Here is an 18,564-nt window from a genome sequence, read left to right as displayed (position 1 = left end):
CCATGGCGACGCGAACCGATCCCAAGAAGGACGTGGTCATCATCGGGCTGGGCTGGACTGGCTCTATCCTCGGCATGGAGCTGGCGCAGGACGGGCTGGAGATCCTGGCGCTGGAGCGCGGGGCGGACCGCAACACCGTGCCGGACTTTCAATATCCGGACGCCTTTGACGAGCTGAAATACGGCATCCGCTATGGCCTGATGCAGAAGCCGGCGCAGTCCACCTTGACCGTGCGCCGCAATCTCACGGAAACGGCGCTACCCTACCGGCACCTCGGTGCCTTCCTGCCGGGCGATGGCGTGGGCGGAGCCGGCGTGCACTGGAACGGCCAGAGCTGGCGCCCGCTCGAGGTGGAATATCGCCTGAAATCCTATGTGGAGGAAGCGTTCGGCGCCAACATCATGCCCGAGGGCATGCAGATCCAGGACTGGGGCGTCACCGCCGCGGAAATGGAACCGTTCATGAACAAGTTTGAACGGGTGGCCGGCATCTCCGGCAAGGCGGGCAACATCAAGGGGCAGATCCAGGAGGGTGGCAACCCCTTCGAGGCCGAGCGCTCGGAAGACTATCCGCTGCCTCCCTTGAAGAATACCTGGGATTCCGAGCTGTTCGCGGATGCCGCCAGTAAGCTCGGCTATCATCCCTTCCCGCGCCCCTCCGCCAATGCCAGCCGGGCCTATGTGAACGACTATGGCATGCAGCTCGGCCCGTGCAATTACTGCGGATTCTGCGAGCGGTTCGGGTGCAACAACTATTCTAAGTCATCCCCGCAGGTCTGCATTCTCGATGCGCTCAAGCGCAAGCCCAACTTCGCCTACAAGACCCGCTGCGAAGTGCTGAAGATCGAGAAGGCGCAGGACGGGAAAACCGCGACCGGCGTGACCTATTTCGACGAGAACTCCGGTGACACGGTGTTCCAGCCGGCGGATGTGGTGCTGGTCTGCGCCTTCTCGCTGCACAATGTGCATCTCCTGCTGCTGTCGGGCATCGGGCAGCCCTATGACCCGGTGAGCGGGGAAGGGGTGGTTGGTCGCAACTATGCCTATCAGATGACCGGTGGCACCGGCCTCTGGTTCAAGGACAAGGTGTTCAACCCGTTTGTGGGCACCGGCTCCGGGGGCATGTCCATCGATGACTTCTCCATCGGCCAGATCGACTTCGCCAAGGAGGGCTTCATCGGCGGCAGCTACATCACCGGCTCCCACACCGGCGGGCGGCCCATCCAGCAGCTGTCTATGCCTCCGGGCACGCCGAGCTGGGGCGCCGGATGGAAGCAGGCCGCGGGCGACTGGTATGGGCACAACATGTCCATCGGCTCGCACGGCTCCAACATGTCGTATCGCGACTGCTACCTGGACCTTGATCCCACCTACAAGGATCGCCACGGCCGGCCGCTCATGCGCATGACCTTCGACTGGAAGCCGAACGACATCCGCATGACGCAGTTCATGAAAGGCAAGATCGAGGAGATCGCCCGCAGCCTCAAGCCGGACAAGATCTCCGCCGGCTACAAGGCGGACGGGTCCCATTTCGATGTGCGCCCCTATCAGTCGACCCACAATGTGGGCGGCGCGGTGATGGGCACGGACCCCAAGACCTCAGCCATCAACCGCTATCTGCAGAGCTGGGATTGTCACAACGTGTGGGTCATGGGCGCCTCCGCCTTCCCCCAGAACACGCAGTACAACCCCACGGGGCCGCTCGGCGGCCTGGCCTATTGGGCGGCCGAGGCGCTCCGCAAGGACTACCTCAAGTCGCCCCGGCCGCTGATGTGATGTGTGGGAGAACAAGACCATGTCCAAACTTCTTCGCATCCTCGTCGGACTGGTGGTGCTCGGGGTGGTCGCGTTGCTGGCGATCATCTTCGTGCCCCCGCAACTGACCAAGCCCGTGCAGGCCCTCCCGGCCGATTGGAAGCCGGCAGCGGGGCAGGGCCAGTACGCGGCCCGCATGGCCGACTGCGCAGCCTGTCACACGGCGCCCGGCGGCAAGCTGCTCGCCGGTGGCCTGGCCATCAACAGCCCCATGGGGACGATCTGGGCATCCAACATCACGCCCGATAAGCAGACAGGCATCGGCAACTGGACCCTCGACCAGTTCCGCGCCGCCCTGGTGGATGGGGTGGCGCCCGGCGGCGTGCATCTCTATCCGGCCATGCCGTACGAGAACTATCGCAAGCTCTCGGAAGAGGACATCCACGCCATCTACAGCTACCTCATGACCGAGGTTCCACCGGTTGCGAACCGGGTGGCGGAAACCAAGCTGGCTTTCCCGTTCAACCAGCGCTGGGGCATGCGCCTCTGGAATTGGGTGGTGCTGGGCAAGCCCGGTTTCGAGCCCAAGCCGGAGAAGATCGCGGCGAGCGCACAGCTCAGCCGTGGCGCGTATCTGGTGGAGGGGCCCGGGCACTGCGCGGCCTGCCACAGCCCGCGCACGCTGATCATGTCGGAGGATGGCACCAATCCCACGTCGCCGGCCTTCCTCACCGGGGGCACCATCGGCGGCTGGTCGGCGCCGGATCTGCGCACCGCGCATTCGGCCCTGCAGCAGTGGTCGGATGCGGACCTCAAGGCGTATCTCATCAGCGGGCGTAACAGCCATACGGCGGTCGCAGGTGAGATGACACTGGTGGTGGGCGACTCGCTCCAATACATGACCGACGACGACGCGAACGCCATGGTGGCCTTCCTGCGGGCGATCTCCGATGTGCCGCACAAGCCGATGCCGGCGCCGTCTCCGGCCAGTCTCAAGGAGAGCCTGGGCGATCGGTTGGCGGCCGCAACAGGACCCACAACCGACAAGCTGAAGTCGGCACGGGATCTCACCCACGGCGAGTTGCTCTATCTCGACAATTGCAACGCCTGCCACATGGTGGACGGGCGCGGCGCCGAGGGGGTGTTCCCCTCCCTCGTGGGCAACAGCATCGTCACCGCCAAGCAGACCACCGGCCTCATCGACGTCATTCTCAATGGCGCCGAGATGCCGTCCACCATCACCCGGCCGGAAAAGCTGCGGATGCCGGCCTTCGCCGGTCGCCTGTCCGATGCGGATGTGGCGGCCCTGACCACCTTCCTGCGCACCGCCTGGGGCAACAGCGCTCCCGCCGTTACACCGGAGGCCGTCGCCGCGCAGCGGCACTGACGTCCGGCGCCAACCACACGATCCGCCCGCTTGGACACCATGTCCGAGCGGGCGGATCGCCTCCAAGGCTGCGGCTGAAGGCGTTGCCGTCGGCGCAACTTGGACCGGTTAAAAATCATCCTGTTTGACATTGCCAAGGGCCAAAACCAGACAAGTGGACGGCCTCTTTAGTCTCTCCACTTGCTCAAGAATTTGCCCGTTATGTTCTATTGTTTTCTCTCGCATCCTTTGCGGGTGCGCGCTTGCTTTTGCCATTCCTTGGCTCGCCACTCGCCCGCCCATGGGGGCACCCGGCCATGAGCGCGACCGTGGTTGCCCGTGGCCGGGCCGTTTCCATGGGCGGGTTGCGCAAGGCGCTCCGTTTCGCGCACCGCTGGCTGGCGCTGCTGCTGACGCCGGTGTTTCTGGCGGTCATCCTCTCCGGGGCCGTGCTCTCGCTGAAGCCGGTGGTGGCCGAGTGGTCGGCGACCCCAGCCGAGAGCGTGAGGGTGGATGTTCCGGCTCTGGTGGCGCTGGTGGAGGGGCTTGAGCGTCTGGGGCCGATGGACAGCCTGAGCCTGGTGGCTGACGGGACCGCGGTGGATGTCCGCGGGCGCGCTGCGGGCCTCACCGGGCGCTGGGACCTGGCTTCCGCCGCGCGGCGCGGCGAGGCCTCGCTCTGGCCGGATGTCTTTCGCACGGCCGAACGACTGCACAAGGCCTTGCTGCTGGGTCTCGCGGGTGTGGTGGAGGCGGCGACCTATGTGATGCTGGCGGTGGTGCTGGTGGGGCCGCTGCTGGCGTGGCTGCGCTTCCGCAACACCCTCCTGGGCTGGCATACGGCGGTCGGCTGGCTGTTGTTCCCGCTCATCGCTCTGTCGCCCGCCACCGCGATCCTGATGACGCTGCATGTGGGGCAGGGCGGTGGGCCAGGGCAGGCGCCACGTCCATCCCGCGCTGACGCGCCGGCGAGCATGAGCGCAGCCCTGGCGCTGGCGGCGGGCAAGCTGGACCTCACCGGGTTTCGTGGCGCACGGCGCGTGCGGGGCGGTGTGGTGATGGTGCAACTGGCGCGGCCCGGTCCCTCTGTCCACATGGTCAGCGGGCGGGGCGTCAGCGCCCTTACGCGTCCACCCAATCTGGTGAAGCAACTGCACGAGGGCACCTGGGGCGGCGCCTGGTCCGGCCTCCTCAATCTCCTGGCTTCGGGCGCCTTGCTGCTGCTGACCGTCACCGGGCTGTGGTCGTGGCTCGCACGGGCCATTCGGCGGAGGCGACGCGGGGCGCTCGCGGGCAATATTCTGGTGGCTTATGCCAGCCAGACCGGTACCGCCGCCCGGCTCGCCACCGCCACCCGCGATGGCCTGGTGGCGGGCGGCGAGAGCGTGGCACTGGCGCCGCTCGGGTCGCTCACCCCCGCCCAGTTGCGGGGCTTTCCACTCATCTTGCTGGTCGCCTCCACCACCGGCGATGGCGAGGTGCCGGACGGCGCAAGGCGGGTACCTCAGTGCTTAGCTAAGGACAATCTGTCCGGCACCCGGATCGCGGTTCTGGCGCTCGGCGAACGCCATTATGCGCACTTCTGCCGGGGCGGGGTGATCCTGCGCGATGCTCTGGTGGCCGCCGGCGCGCGCGAGGCGTTGCCCTTGGCGCGGGTGGATGGCGATCCGAAGGCCGGGTGGTCCCACTGGATCGACGGCCTGCGCGACGCCCTCCGTCTGCGCTGGGCCGGTCAGCCGCGCATTGAGGCCGGTGTTCCGGTCCGCCTTCGGCTGTTGGAGCGCCAGCGCCTGGATGACCCCACTGCGGGGGAAACACGGGAGACCTGGAGCCTCGCCTTCGCCGCGGATCGCGACGTGGCGTTTCGCCCGGGTGACCTGCTGCGCCTGACCCCGCCGGAGGACGGTCGGGCCCGCGCCTATTCCATCGGCAGTTCGAGCCGGTTGGAGCCGCGGGTCATTCGCCTCACGGTGGGGCTCCACAGTTGGCGGGATGCCATGGGCTCTACGCAGCTCGGCGAGGTTTCGGGATTTCTCGTGCGCAGCCTGGCCGTAGGCGGGCAGCTTGTGGCCGATCTGCAGCGTCACCCCGCGTTCAATCCCCCCGAGGACGAGGCACAGCCGCTGCTGATGATCGCCACCGGCACCGGCATCGCGCCGTTCCCCGGTTTCGTGGCGGAACGGGCGGCCAGTGGGCGGGCGGGCCCGGCGTGGCTGATCTTCGGGAATCGTCACCGCGCGGGCGACCATCTGTGGGCAGAGGCGTTCGGTGCCGCCGTGCGGGATGGGAGCTTGACCCGCTGCGACACGGTCTTCTCCCGTGACAGCGAGGGGGCCGGCTATGTCCAGCATTGCCTGCGGGAGGCGGCGGATGAGGTGGTCCATTGGCTGCAGAACAAGCAGGCGCGGGTCTACATCTGCGGCGCGGGCGCCATGGCCCGTGCCGTTGAAGAGACCCTGACGGAGATCCTGGCCCAGGCCACGGCGCTGCCCATAAACGTCGCTGCGGTCGAAATCGCGCGCTGGCGCGCCTCGGGGCGCCTGCGCGTCGACGCCTTCGACTGAGGGGGGCTCAGCGCGGCGAGACAGTGCTTGCCGCCAGCACGCCGGCGTCGATGTCGGAGATGCGCGGACAGCCGGTGAGGGCCATGGCCGCCTCGAGCTCGGTGCGCAGCACCGTCAACAGGTGGGCGACGCCGGCCGGGCCGCCCACCGCAAGGGCATGCAGAACCGGCCGCCCCAGCAGCACGGCGCGCGCACCCAGCGCCAGCGCCTTGAGAATGTCGGTGCCGCGCCGGATGCCGCCGTCGACAAGAAGAGGCACCCGGCCATCAATGGTGGCGGCCACATGGGGCAGCATCTCCAATGCAGCGGGCGTGCTGTCGAGGACACGCCCACCATGATTGGACACGATGATGCCGGCGCACCCGACGGCCACCGCCTGCTCCGCGTCGTTCGGGGCGAGGATGCCCTTCGCCAGCACCGGCAGGGCCGTCGCCGCGCACACGGCCGCCAGCGTGTCCCAGGTGGGGGCATGGGCCAGAAGACCTTGGAACACCGGGCTGCCCGGGGCCATGGCGGGGCCATCGAGGGGCGCCATGTCCCGAAGGTGCACGGCCTCGATGTGGGCAGGCAGGCGAAAGCCGGCGCGCTGCTCCATGTTGCGGATGCCGTTCAAGGGCGCATCCACCGTCATCACGATGGCGCGGCACCCCGCCGCCTCCGCCCGCCGCAGCAGCCGTACCGTGTCGGGCCAGCGGGGCTGGGCATAGAGCTGGAACCACAGGTGCGCGCCATCGATGGCCGCGAGGGTTTCCACCGGCGTGCTCGACAGGGTGCTGACGATCATCGGCGTGCCGGTGAGCGCGGCGCCCAGCGCGGTGGCGGCCTCGCCGTCCGGGTGCACCAGCTTATGATAGGCGGTGGGCGCAAGCCCCAGCGGGAAGGCGAAGGGTGTCCCGAACAGCGTGGCGGCAGCCGAGGCCTGCCGCATGTCGCGCAGAACGCGTGGCATCAGCAGGTGCCGGTCGAAAGCGGCGTGGTTGCGGGCGGCGGTGAGGCCGTCGGCGGCGCTTCCGTCCACATAGGCCCGCACCGCCGGGTCGACGCGGGCGGCGAAATAGTGCTCATAATCCTGGGCGCAGACGCAGTCGGCGGGCACCGTCATCATGCGCACCGGGCCTCCAGCTGACCGCGCCGGGCCGCCTGCTCCGCCAGTGCGCGGATGCGGGGATCGGGCTGATCGCGCAGGAGCTCGGCCATGGCGCGGAACAGATCGCCGAAACCGTGGGCGAGGGCGCGCTCCAGCCAGAGGCAGGCGCTGGCGACATCTCCGCCGCCCAGCAGCAGCCGCGCGAGGTTCAGCGCGCCCCAGCCGTCTCCGCCTTCCGCCGCGGCCTCATAGAGGGCCGCGACATCGCGGAGCGTGGGCCCGGAAATCCGCCCGTCCTCGTACAGCAGGCCGAGCATGGTCAACGCCTTGCTGTTGCCCTTCCGGGCCGCGCGCACGTAGAGCCCGTGCGCGGCCTCGTCACTTTGCGGCACGCCGATGCCACGCAGGTGGAGATCGGCCAGATTGAACATGGCCCAGCCGTCCCCCAGATCCACTGCGCGTTGATAGTAATGCGCCGCCCGGGCCGGATCGGCGGCGATGCCCCAGCCCCGTTCATGGCAGCGCCCGAGCATGTTGAAGGCCTGCGGATCGCCGCTGCGGGCGGCGGCGCGGAACCACTCCAGGGCGGCGGCCGGCGCACCGCGGTCGAGCTCCATCTGTCCCAGCGCCAGCTGCGCCTCGGCGAGGGTCGGGGCGGCGGGGCCCTGCGCCGCGCTCACAGCTCGGCCCAGCGACGCAGAAGGTTGTGATAGTGGCTGACCAGCCGCTGCACGGCCGGGTCGTCATCGCCCACCCGTTGGCGCAGCTCGATGATCGCCACATCGAGATCATAGAGCATGGCCCGCTGCCCATCGTCCCGCACCATGGATTGGGCCCAGAAGAACGCCGCGCGCCGGCTGCCGCGCGTCACCGGGGTGACGCGGTGCAGGCTCGATGCGGGATAGACCACCATGTGGCCGGCCGGCAGCTTCACCTCCTTGGCGCCGTAGGTATCCTCGATCACCAGGGCGCCGCCGTCATAGTCGTCGGGCTCCGACAGGAACAGGGTGGTTGAGACATCAGCCCGCAACTGCTGGCCGGAACCACCGGGAAGCGCGCGAATGGCGTTGTCCGTGTGCAGGCCAAAGGTCATGCCCGTGTCGTAGCGATTGAACATGGGCGGCAACACGCGCAGCGGCAACACCGCCGAGGTGTAGCTGGGGCAACGGCCGAGGGCTGTCAGCACCATTTGTCCGAGGGCCAGGGCCTGCGGGCTGTCCGGCGCCAGCTGGGCGTTGTTCTTCACCCGCGCGGCGAGGGTGCCGGCGGTGGCGCGGCCGTGCACCCACTCCGACCGGTCGAGCAGGTCGCGGGCGGCGCGGAGCTCCTCCGCGTTCAGGACATTCGGGATCGTCAACAGCATGGGCGATGGCCATGCGCCCCCACCGGAAAGGGCGGGGACGCATGGCACGAGCCTCCTTCAGAATGTCGTGCCGATATTGAACATGAAGGTCCGCCCCGAAGCGGGAACCACGCGCGCCACGTTGAACGACGAGGTGTAGTTCTGATGATCGGTGAGGTTGTAGGCGTTGAGCGCCATGCGGAGCTTCTTGTCGTGGGTTTCCAGGGACACCATGGCGTCGAGCGAGAACGTCTCGGGCACGCGGCCGGTGTTGGCGGCATCGGACCAATAGGCCGAGGCATAGCGCACACCGCCGCCCACCATCAGCTTGGTGTCGGGGTGCACCAGGGTTTCGAGGTCGTAGCTGGTCCAGGCCGAGAAATTGTTCGTCGGCACATTGGGCGCCACATTGCCGATCTGCGCGATGGTCGACGAATAGGTGGTCTCGCCATCAAGGTAGGAATAGCCGAGATTGACCATCCACTGCTGCGTGACGAGACCGTTCAGGCCGAGCTGCACGCCCTGCACCCTGAGGCCGAGGCCGGCATCGGAGAAGCCGGGCGTGATGTCGCCGGTGGTCGGATCGACGGCGTAGGAATTCTCCTTATCGACCCGGAACACCGCAGCCGTGGCCCCCAGCCGGCCGTTGAGGAAGTTGGCCTTCACCCCGAGCTCATACAGGTCCGAGCTTTCCGGCTCGCTGTTGACGGTGTCCTGCGGCACTTCCGACCCAGAACCTCCGGTTGCCGCGGCCACGTCGGTGCCGATGGGGCGGTAGGTCCGCGAGAAGGAGGCGTAATAGGTGTAGTTGCGCGAGGGCTCGTAGATGATGCTGACAGCCGGGCTGAATTCCTGCGCCGATTGCGAGCCGCCGATGCCCGCCACGACGCCATTGAACTCGCTGTTGAAATAGTCCCAGCGCACGCCGGCCTGCACGGACAGCTGCTCCGTGAACCAGAGCCGATCGCTGGCAAACAGACCGATGTCTGTGGCATTGGCCAGCCGCGCATTGACGCCGTTATAGTAGAACCAGGTCTGCGGGTAGAGATAGCGCGGGTTGATGATCATCTGATCATTGACGCGGTTGACGGCGGTCATCATGTGCCGCTGATCTTCCTGATAGACGGTGTCGATGCCGACGATCGCCTTGTTCTTGAAGCCGCCGACCGAGAATTCAAAGCGGCCCGAGGCGACGTTCTGGAAGCCCCAGCCGGTCTGGTTGTAGGTCATTCCGCCGCCGGCCCCATAGCTCAGCCGGTAGTTGCCGCCGCTCAGAATGGTCGCCGCGCAGGTGCCGGTGCACGCCGACGGGTTGGTGGCGCTGAAATCACGGGCATAGACGGAGAAGCGGGTGTCGTTATTGAAGGTGAACCAGTTGTTCACTTCCTTCGAGAAGTTGGACGTCACCACCTGCACGTCGGTGATGTCGCGATTGAAACTGCGGGCGTAAGACGTCGCGGAATCGTAGCTGACCAGGCCGAAATCGGTGATGGGCCGCACGATGCCGTCTTTCGCGGTGACGAACGGCACGCCCATGTCAGGCATGCTGTCGCCATGCAGATACATGTAGTTCAGGAACCAGGTGGTGTCCGTGCCAAGTCCGAAACCGATATTGGCGGCGATGCCGGCCCGATCGGTGAAGATGTTGTTGCGGTCCGCCACGTCCTGCTTGTTGTAGACAGCGTTGAGTCGGATCGCCGTCTTCTCGTCGATCTGGTAGTTGCCATCAATGGTGGTGCGATAGAGCGGGCCGGACCCCAGCTGCTGGTCGATGCTGGTGACGTTGCCGCGATGCGCCCGCTTGGTGGTCTGGTTGATGAGGCCGCCGGCATTGCCAACGCCGAAGGCCTCGCCGTTCGGCCCCATGATCACCTCGACGCTTTCAGTGTCGAACATGTCGTGGGTGTAGATGCCGAAGTCTCGCAGGCCATCGGAATAGATGTCGCCGCGGGCGGGAATGCCGCGAATGCGGAACTGGTCGCCGGCCGGGCCGCCATTACCCTCGCCAGAGGACATGGTGATGCCCGGCACGTTCTGCAGCGCCTGGCCCAGAGTGGTGATCTGCTGCTGCTGGATGAGTTCCTGCGGAACGACGGTGATGGTCTGCGGCGTGTCCTGAACCGTAGTCGGAAGACGGGCGATGCCCAGCGAGGCGAAATTGGTGTTGCCCTGTTCGGCCGCCTGCACCTCGACCGTGTCCAGTTCCACCACGTTCGGTGAATCCCGCCGGGTGGTGCTGGTATTCGCGCTATCCGCTTCCTGGGCCAATGCCGCCATAGGCAGCACGGTGAAGCCCAACAACGTGCCCGCCGTCGTTCGCGCCCCGGAAATGAGGGGTCTGAGGCACAGGTCCGAGCCATCCCGTTGCATGATATGCTCCTAAGAATACTTATAAATTGTGCGCCAGAATTCAGTGAATGTCTGGAAATGACCGGAGCATTACGGATCGTGTCTCAACGTATCAACGCGCATAATTCAGAGCGCTTCTAAATGCACCATGACGCACGATGCCGGGGTATCGGAAGGGATCATTCCACCCTTTGTGGTTCAGGAGGAGCGGCGATGCACCCCCGCTCGCGCGCGGATGAGGTGGATCGCGCGATTTAGAAAATGAATTGAAAACAATAGCTTGTTCCCACTTCGGTGGGGTAGCTGAAACGGAGTGTTGCCGAAATGACACAGGGTGGGCTGCGGTTCCGCAAGGTCCACAGCCGGAGCGTCAGTTCCTGTCGCGCGCGGCCCAAAGCTCCGATGCCCGCTGGCGGGCGTCATCGAAGGTGATCCCTGAGTCTGCATCGAGACAGAGGAGGGCGGTTGCCGCCGTGGCGATGACGATGCTCTCGGCGCGCGGATCGCGAACGGTGCCGCGCCATACCGCGCTCCAGTGCTCCATGCTGGTGAAGGGCGTGCGATCCCGCGAGGCGGGTGCGGGCAGGCTGGCGACGAAGTCGTCGCGCGGAACCCCGTCCACCAGCCGATGGATGGTGGTGGCGCGGAATGGGTTGAATTGGGCCACGTCTCGCGAATTGTCGATCATCGCCAGGTGTCGCTCACCCAGCAACACGGCGGTGTCGCGGTGGATCTCTTGATAGGAGGGCTTGCCCACGCCCAGCAGGGTGGCGCGGGCAGGCACCGGCTGCAGCAGATGCACCAGCTCATGGGCCGGCGAACGCGTCTCCGTGAGCGCATGGAGACCGAGCAGCCGGAACAGCTGCGGCGAAAGAGCAGGCAAGGGCAGATAGGCGATGGCGTGCGCGCCAAGCGCCGCCTCCAGCTGTGCAGGTGTGCGGCAGGAAACGATGCCCAGCAGGTCCGCCACCACGCTATGGCGCCCCGCCGTGAGGCCGCTGCCGCTGCTGCCGTGGAGCACCACCCGATATCCGGCCCGGGCCACCAGGCTGGCGGCTTGGAAAAACCACGGCGGACGCTGGTCTCGCGGGGAGATGTAGCAGGGCCAGTCCAGATCGGCGCGCAGATGATCCGGCCGCCCGAAGCGGGTTGAGACGTGTTGCCGGGCCGCTCTGACGAAGCCGGCCAGCTCCGTCGCGGTCGTGCCCTGCAGATGAATGAAGCTGAGGAACGCGCCCACCTGCACCGGATCCGCCGCGCCATCGAGGATGATCGACATGGCCGTCTGGGCCTGCTCCACATCGAGGCTATGGCCCGGTGCCTTGCGGCGGCCGGCGACGGTGCCGATGAGCTGGGCGAGCTGCGCGTGCGGCGGCGTCTCGGCTTTGTCTGGCTCCTGCCGCCGGCCCGCCGGCTCCGCGTCCTGCTTGAGCGTGGCGGATGCGACCGCCAACTGAGGCACTGTCTCGGGATAGGGCACGTTCCAACGACGGTCGAAGGGTGCGGGCTTGTCCGCTGCGCTGCCGGTCGCGGGATCGGCAAAGACGGCGTCGATGTCGCGGACGATGTCGCGAATCTGTGGGCGCAGGCTTTCCGCCTTGGGGGTAGGCACCAGCCCTCGGCCCGAACGGATCAGCAAGGTATCGTCGAACGCGGTGCGCAGCTCGCCGAGAATGCGGCTCACGCCCGATGGCTGCAGGCCAAGCTGCCGCGCCGCCGCTGTCACACTGCGGGTCGTGAGAAGGACATCGAGAACATAAAGCAGCCGTCCTCGCCCGAGCGCATCTGAGCGCTCAGGGCTGGGTTCGGATTCTGACATTTCGCGCGTCGCGGGGCCGCCCGGAGGCTGCATGGCCACCTCCCCTTCACGGTTGAAAGAGCCATGCATACAGGCGCTGCAGGTGCCGCGCCAAGCATCCGCAGGTGGTCTGTCGCCCGGGTCGCCATGTCAGGCGCTGAGCAGATCGCCATTCCGTCAATGGACAGCAGAGTTTGCAGGGAGGAGGTATGCAGCTGCTCGCCACTTCCCCTGCGTCAGACGCAGGCGTCAGGAATGGCGTAGTGCGGCGGGGACACCGCGGAACGGCAGATTTGCGAGTCTGGAAAGAGAAACGCCGGTGCGCGGCGTTTGAGAGATGGCTCCCCGAGCAGGACTCGAACCTGCGACCATTCGATTAACAGTCGAACGCTCTACCAACTGAGCTATCGGGGAACAGGTCGTTTCCGACCGAGGCCGGCGATATAGCAATCCCCCGCGGGCTTGTGAAGCCCGAAAGCGGAGGTTTTCCGCTTCCGGGCCCCATTGGGTGTGCACAAGTGCGCTGCGTCGGGTGCCGAAATCAAGCGCGCAGAAGCGCTTGCGGATCATCGCCGCCCGTGGGTTCCGGCGGCGTGGACTCGTGGGCGAACTGGATGTGGTAGAAGCCGAAATAGCGCCCACGCTTGGCCAGAAGCTCGTCGTGCGTGCCCGATTCCATCACCCGGCCGCCTTCGATCACGCAGATCTTGTCGGCCCCCACCACGGTCTGCAGGCGATGGGCGATGACGATGGTGGTGCGCTGGCGCTGCAGCAGCTGCAACGCTTTCTGCACCTCAGCTTCCGACTCGCTGTCGAGGGCGGCGGTGGCCTCGTCGAGCAGCAGGATCGGCGCATCCTTCAGGAAGGCGCGGGCGATGGCGATGCGCTGGCGCTGGCCGCCGGACAATTGCGCGCCGTGCTCGCCCACATGGGTGTCGTAGCCGCCTTCAAAACCCATGATGAAGTCATGGGCGTGGGCGGCGCGTGCGGCGGCGATGATCTCATCTTCGCTGGCGCCGGGACGGCCATAGCCGATGTTGTCGCGGATGGAGCCGGAAAACAGGTAGACATCCTGGCTCACCAGCGCCACCGCGGAGCGCACCGAGCGGCGGGTGACGGTGCGGGTGTCCACCCCATCGAACAGCACCGCGCCGCTCTGCGGCTCGTAGAAGCGCTCGATGAGGTTGATGACGGTGGTTTTGCCGCCGCCCGATTGGCCCACCAGCGCCGTGGTCTGGCCGGGCTCGGCTACCAGGTCGAGCCCGCGCAGCACCGGCTCGCCGGGGCGATAGCCGAATTCCACATGCTGCAGCTCCACTCGCCCCTGAGGACGCGGCAGGTCGGGCGTGCCCGGGGGATCGAGCTCGGGTGCGGGCGAATCGAGCAGCTCGAATAGCATGCGCGCGCCCATCAGGTGGTTCACCAGCTCCACGTGCAGGCGGGCCAGGCGCTTCGCGGGCTCATAAGCCAGCAGCAGCGCGGTCAGCACGGAGAAGAACTGCCCTGGCGAGCGCCCCACCACGATCACGTTATAGCCCGCGTAAAGGATGACGCCGCCGATGGCGAGGCCGCCCAGGCTCTCCATCAGCGGGCTGGACTTCGCCTGGGTGCGCACGAGCCGGTTGGCGTTCTTCTCCACCTCGTCGATATAAGCGTGGGTGCGCTGAAGCATCTCCGGCTCCAGCGTGTAGGCCTTCACCGTGCGGATGCCCTGGAACACCTCGAGGGCGATGGACGAGAGCTTCACGCCGGACTTGAACCCGGTGGTGAAGATGGTCTTGGCGCGACGGATGAGCTTGCGGGTGCCGAACACCGCCGCCGGCATCACCACCAGGGCGATGATCGCCAGGAACGGATCCTGGAAGATGGCCACCGCGGCCAGCATGAGCAGCGAGAGCAGGTCGCGGCCGATGCTCGCCACCACCAGGTTGAGGGTTCCGCGGGCGCCGTTGGCACCGGCATTGAAGCGGGATGAGACCTCGGCCGTGTGACGGGTGGCGAAATAGCTCACGTCCTGCCGCAGCAGCTTGTCGAAGGCGCGCTTCTGATTGTCGGCCACGATGCGGTTGCCGATCCGCGCCATGGTGATGCTCTGCCCGTAGGTCGAGGCGCCCTTGATCACCGACAGAACCATCACGACGATAGCCACCGCCCAGACGGCGGCGGGGGTGGGGGCCACGAAGATGGCGTCCACCGCATCCTTCATCAGATAGGCGAGGCCCGCGGTGCAGGCCCCCATGGTGGCCATGAAGGCGAAAGCGAGAGCGTAGCCTTTCCAGTGCCGCTTGCCGTCCGAGAGCAGAAGGCGGCGCAGGATGCTTACCGTCTCATCATTGCTCACGGGCTCCCGCGGCGGGGGGGCCGATTTTGCGTTCATGCGGTTCTCCGGCGGTCGGCAAATGCGCACCGCTTGGTGCGTTGTTGAACCGCCGCGGTCGTTTCAAGTCAATGCGCGTGCGCTCAAGGCGGAGCCGCGAGAGGCCCGTTCCGGCGGATCCGATCCGTGGTGAAGGATGGGCAGAGCGGGCTGCGAGGCCGAAGTGGCCGGGCCGGACGACGGCTCTCCGGGCTGCCGTGGAGGCCACGGAGGGAATCGAACCCCCGTACACGGATTTGCAGTCCGCTGCGTAACCACTCCGCCACGTGGCCTCACGAGCTGCGCTTCATAAGGGGTTCGTCGCGGGGGCGCAAGCTGGGGCAGGGCGCAATCCCGGGCTTTGTGCAAAAGCCCGGCTCAGGCCTCCGCCTCGCTGGGCAGCGGCGCCATGCGGGTGACGTCGCCGCCGGCGTGCATGGCAATGCCGATGCGGAAGCTGTTGGCCATCCGCTCCGCGTGGGCGATGGCGCGGGCGGCGTCTTCCGGTGGCAGGGTGGCCCGCGCCACCGGGCGGAACAGGGCCAGCCAGCGCAGGAAATGCGCATCGTTCAACGGCCCCAGCGTGGTGTGCGGGGGCAGGGGACGGCCATCGTAACGCTTGGTCTTCAGCAGCACTGACGACCAGAAATCGCACATCTTGGCGAGGTGCACGGGCCAGGCTTCGGCGGCGATGTGCGCCATGAAAACCGGTCCGATGAGCGGATCGGCACGTACCACGTCATAGAAGCCGTGCACCAGATCATGCACCGCCTGCTCGGTGGTGGCGGCGGGGCGCCCGGCGGCGGGAGAAAGGGGGGCGGGAGAAAGGGGGGCGGTCATGGCGAAGGCTCCGGCATCGGCTCCCCCTGGGAGAGCGCCCGGAAGGTTGACGCCGCATGCGCCGGGCCGGCAAGTCCGGGCTGCCCCCGTGCGACGGCCTGCCACAGCGCGGGTTTGCCTTTCGGCCGGCGGCCGACCCCTGGTGGCGCCTTGCAAAAGGGGCGGCAATGTGGCTCTTGAACTCGAACTGACCCGGCGGGCTAGCCAGACTGATGCCCGCGCGCTGAGGTCCGGAGGGATGACATGATCGATTTCGTCGAGCTTCGCCGTGGCATGGTGGACGCCCAGGTTCGCGCCAACGACGTGACCGACCACCGCATCGTCGGCGCCATGCTCGAAATCCCGCGGGAGAAGTTCGTGCCCGCGCCCCTCAAGTCCCTGGCCTATATCGACGACGATCTCATCATCCGCCCGGCGCAGGGGCGCACCCCGGCCCGCTATCTGGTGGAGCCCATGGTGGTGGCGCGGCTGATTCAGCTCGCCGATGTGCAGGAAAACGACCACGTGCTCGATATCGGGGCTGGTACCGGCTACACCGCCGCCGTGCTGTCGCGGCTGGCGCAGCAGGTGGTGGCGCTGGAGGAAGACGCGGAGCTCGCGGCCGCCGCCACCAAGACCCTGGCTGAGCTTGGGGTGGACAATGTGGCGGTGATGCAGGGCCCGCTGGTGGCCGGCTGGCCCGCGGAAGCCGACTATGACGTGATCTTCGTGAACGGCGCCGTGGATCTGATTCCCCCGACCCTGTTCGGTCAGCTCAAAGAGGGCGGGCGGCTGGTGACGGTCTTCGGCCAGGGCGGCGCCGGTCAGGCCCGCCTTTATACGAAGGTGTCCGGCCAGGTGTCTGAATGGCCGGCTTTCAACGCCGCCGTGCCGCGCCTGCCCGGCTTCGAGGCCGCGCCACGCTTCGTTTTCTGACACTTCTGTGGCCTGTTTGCCGCGGTCGGGCGAAAAGCGACGGGTAAATCGAACCGATCGGTTTCCCAAGCGGTGAGCTGCGGATATGTTGCCAATCCGTTACCGCACGACGGGTGCATGCAGCGTATCTTTACCGTCGTGCAGGGCCCAGGAGATATAGATGTCGCTTGCGACGAGCTTTCGCCGAGACGTAATCGCTATCCTGGCGGGGGTCGGCGCCGTCATTGTGACGGCGTCCGGCGCGGGGGCGCAGCCTCTCGATTCGGCGCTTGCCTCGGCTTACGTCAACAATCCGACCCTGAACGCCCAGCGCGCCGGCACGCGGGCGGTGGACGAAAGCGTGCCTCAGGCGCTCTCCGGCTACCGGCCGACCTTGTTCGGCAGCGCTGCCGCGGGGCCAGAAGGTGTGCGCCAGCAGGCCACCGGGTCGCCTCGGCAGAACGGCACCCTGTGGTCGCGGACCTTCGCGCTGACCGCGACTCAGACGATTTTCAACGGCTTCATCACCGCCAATTCGACCCGGTCGGCCGAAAGCCAGGTGCGTGGCTCCCGCGAGACCCTGCGGAACACGGAGCAGGCCGTCCTCCTGAACGGCGTCACCGCTTACATGGATGTCATTCAGGCGATCGCGCTCCTGGATCTGCAGCACCAGAACCTGGCCGCCCTCGAACAGGAACTGCGCGCCACCCGCGACCGCTTCAACGTGGGTGAGGTGACCCGTACCGACGTGGCGCAGGCCGAGGCCCGCGTCGCCGATGCGCAGTATCAGGTGAGCCAGGCGGTCGCGAATCTCAGCTCCGCGCGCGGCGTTTATCGTCAGGTGATCGGTGTGGAGCCGGGCAAGCTCACCACGCCCCGCTCCATCGAATGGATGCTGCCGAACAATCTCGGCAAGGTGGTGTCCGCGGGTCTTTCGACTCATCCGGCGGTCAAGGCATCAGAGTTCGCGGTGGACGCGGCGACCTTCCAGGTGAAGGTGGCCGAGGGCGCGCTGATGCCCAATCTGAATGTGCAGGGCCAGCTGTCCCAGGCCAACGACACCTCGCTGTCGGTGCAGTCCCTCGGCTCGGCGGCGGTGACGCTCAACCTGTCGGTGCCGATCTACCAGGGCGGCGTGGAGTACGCGAACATCCGCCAGGCGAAGGAGCTGCTGTCGCAGGCCCGCATCGAGGTGGATGTGAACCGCGACGCCATCCGCTCCCAGGCCGTGCAGTACTGGGGCGCTTTGGAGGCGACCAAGGTGCAGATTCAGGCGGCGCAGGCCTCGGTCGCGGCGAACACCCTGGCCCTGGAAGGCGTGCGTGAAGAGTGGCGCGTCGGCCAGCGCACCACCACCGACGTGCTGAACGCACAGCGCGACCTGACCAACTCGCGCTCCGCGCTGGTGATCGCCCAGCGCGACCGGGTGGTGGCGGCCTATTCTCTGGTGTCCACCATCGGCAAGCTCGACGCCCAGTCGCTCAAGCTCAAGGTCAACGTCTACAACCCGGCTGTGCACTATCATCAGGTGCGCGACAGCTGGGCCGGCGTGCGCACGCCCGACGGTCAATAGCGGGAAAGCGGGGGGAGGGCGCTGGCACGATCTCTGTCGCCGGTGTCATACTCCTGTCCTGATGGTGATTCTGGGGTGGGCGGCGCCGGGATATGAGCGCCACCTGCCGCCACGGCCGGGGTTGCGACATGCCTGGTAATCCGAAGGCGCAAGAGCCGTCGATGGAAGAGATTCTCGCGTCCATCCGTCGCATCATCGCCGATGACGATCCTTCGCGTTCCGCCTCCTCGGCCGATCTGGCGCGCCCGGCTCCGGAACGGCGTGCCGCACCGTCTGGCGGAGCGGCAGGGGCTCGTGCTGCGCGGCCCGGGGACGCACGACCCGCGCCGGTGCAGGCCATGCCTGCGCACGCCGTCACGGCACCCCCCGCCACTCCACACCCCATGCCGCCCCTCCCTATGCGGGCACGGCTGGCGGAGCCGCCGGCGGCGCACAGCCGGGAGCGGCCGCCGTCTCCGGTCGCCGGGGGCCGGTATGCGGCCGAGCCGCAGGACGAGTTGCACCACCGCCATGAGCATCCTCAGGCCCCTGGACCGGAGGATGACACGCTGAATGACCTGAGCGATGGGGCGGACGCCTGGCTTGAACCGCCGATGGCGGCGCAAGGTGGACGTGCGGGCAGCGCAGCCGTGGGCCGCGCC

Annotated in this window: 12 protein-coding genes and 2 tRNA genes; 5 read left to right on the top strand and 9 right to left on the bottom strand. The window is 67.2% G+C overall.

The window, feature by feature from the left end:
* Window positions 1-2: 2 nt before the first annotated feature.
* The 3 genes from ACU4E7_RS18305 (at window position 3) to ACU4E7_RS18295 (ending at window position 5,684) form a co-directional block, all read left to right on the top strand.
* Window positions 3-1,775, top strand: a complete 1,773-nt coding sequence (locus ACU4E7_RS18305; protein ID WP_443266828.1) for a GMC family oxidoreductase — start codon at window positions 3-5, stop codon at window positions 1,773-1,775.
* Between the two features lie 19 nt (window positions 1,776-1,794).
* Window positions 1,795-3,141 (top strand): c-type cytochrome, encoded by a 1,347-nt coding sequence (locus ACU4E7_RS18300; protein WP_447019731.1) that lies wholly within the window; start codon window positions 1,795-1,797, stop codon window positions 3,139-3,141.
* 296 nt (window positions 3,142-3,437) lie between these two features.
* Window positions 3,438-5,684 carry a PepSY domain-containing protein gene (locus tag ACU4E7_RS18295; RefSeq protein ID WP_447019730.1) on the top strand — a complete coding sequence of 749 codons (2,247 nt, stop codon included), beginning with the start codon at window positions 3,438-3,440 and terminating at the stop codon, window positions 5,682-5,684.
* 7 nt (window positions 5,685-5,691) lie between these two features.
* On the opposite strand, the gene ACU4E7_RS18290 is transcribed toward ACU4E7_RS18295, so the two are convergent.
* The 9 genes from ACU4E7_RS18290 to ACU4E7_RS18250 form a co-directional block, all read right to left on the bottom strand.
* Window positions 5,692-6,789, bottom strand: a complete 1,098-nt coding sequence (locus tag ACU4E7_RS18290; protein WP_447019729.1) for an alpha-hydroxy acid oxidase — start codon at window positions 6,787-6,789, stop codon at window positions 5,692-5,694.
* A complete protein-coding gene (locus tag ACU4E7_RS18285; protein ID WP_447019728.1) occupies window positions 6,786-7,451 on the bottom strand; it encodes a tetratricopeptide repeat protein in 666 nt (221 codons plus the stop codon). Before ACU4E7_RS18285 ends, ACU4E7_RS18290 begins: the two co-directional genes overlap by 4 nt.
* Complete coding sequence (locus tag ACU4E7_RS18280) at window positions 7,448-8,134, bottom strand: Fe2+-dependent dioxygenase (protein WP_447019727.1); 687 nt, start codon at window positions 8,132-8,134, stop codon at window positions 7,448-7,450. Before ACU4E7_RS18280 ends, ACU4E7_RS18285 begins: the two co-directional genes overlap by 4 nt.
* 57 nt (window positions 8,135-8,191) lie before the next feature.
* The gene (locus ACU4E7_RS18275) at window positions 8,192-10,483 is read right to left on the bottom strand and encodes a TonB-dependent receptor (protein ID WP_238122570.1); all 2,292 of its coding nucleotides are present in this window, start codon (window positions 10,481-10,483) and stop codon (window positions 8,192-8,194) included.
* Between the two features lie 349 nt (window positions 10,484-10,832).
* Window positions 10,833-12,281: a glycosyl transferase family protein gene (locus ACU4E7_RS18270; protein ID WP_447019726.1), complete on the bottom strand. Its 1,449-nt coding sequence runs from the start codon at window positions 12,279-12,281 to the stop codon at window positions 10,833-10,835.
* A 317-nt stretch (window positions 12,282-12,598) separates the two neighbouring features.
* Window positions 12,599-12,674, bottom strand: a tRNA-Asn gene (locus tag ACU4E7_RS18265).
* A gap of 127 nt (window positions 12,675-12,801) precedes the next feature.
* Window positions 12,802-14,637, bottom strand: a complete 1,836-nt coding sequence (locus ACU4E7_RS18260; protein ID WP_238122572.1) for an ABC transporter ATP-binding protein — start codon at window positions 14,635-14,637, stop codon at window positions 12,802-12,804.
* A gap of 198 nt (window positions 14,638-14,835) precedes the next feature.
* Window positions 14,836-14,909: transfer RNA gene (locus ACU4E7_RS18255), tRNA-Cys, on the bottom strand.
* Window positions 14,910-14,994: 85 nt separating this feature from the next.
* Window positions 14,995-15,456 carry a group III truncated hemoglobin gene (locus tag ACU4E7_RS18250; protein ID WP_447019725.1) on the bottom strand — a complete coding sequence of 154 codons (462 nt, stop codon included), beginning with the start codon at window positions 15,454-15,456 and terminating at the stop codon, window positions 14,995-14,997.
* A gap of 243 nt (window positions 15,457-15,699) precedes the next feature.
* On the opposite strand from ACU4E7_RS18250, the gene ACU4E7_RS18245 reads away from it, so the two are divergent.
* Both ACU4E7_RS18245 and ACU4E7_RS18240 read left to right on the top strand, forming a co-directional pair.
* The gene (locus tag ACU4E7_RS18245; RefSeq protein WP_447019724.1) at window positions 15,700-16,371 is read left to right on the top strand and encodes a protein-L-isoaspartate O-methyltransferase family protein; all 672 of its coding nucleotides are present in this window, start codon (window positions 15,700-15,702) and stop codon (window positions 16,369-16,371) included.
* A 160-nt stretch (window positions 16,372-16,531) separates the two neighbouring features.
* Window positions 16,532-17,923 carry a TolC family outer membrane protein gene (locus ACU4E7_RS18240; protein WP_447019723.1) on the top strand — a complete coding sequence of 464 codons (1,392 nt, stop codon included), beginning with the start codon at window positions 16,532-16,534 and terminating at the stop codon, window positions 17,921-17,923.
* Window positions 17,924-18,564: the final 641 nt, after the last annotated feature.

It is taken from the genome of Xanthobacter sp. ZOL 2024 (assembly GCF_052932325.1).
The sequence above is the reverse complement of the archived record's forward strand: the minus strand, read 5'-3'. Positions and strand labels throughout refer to the sequence as shown.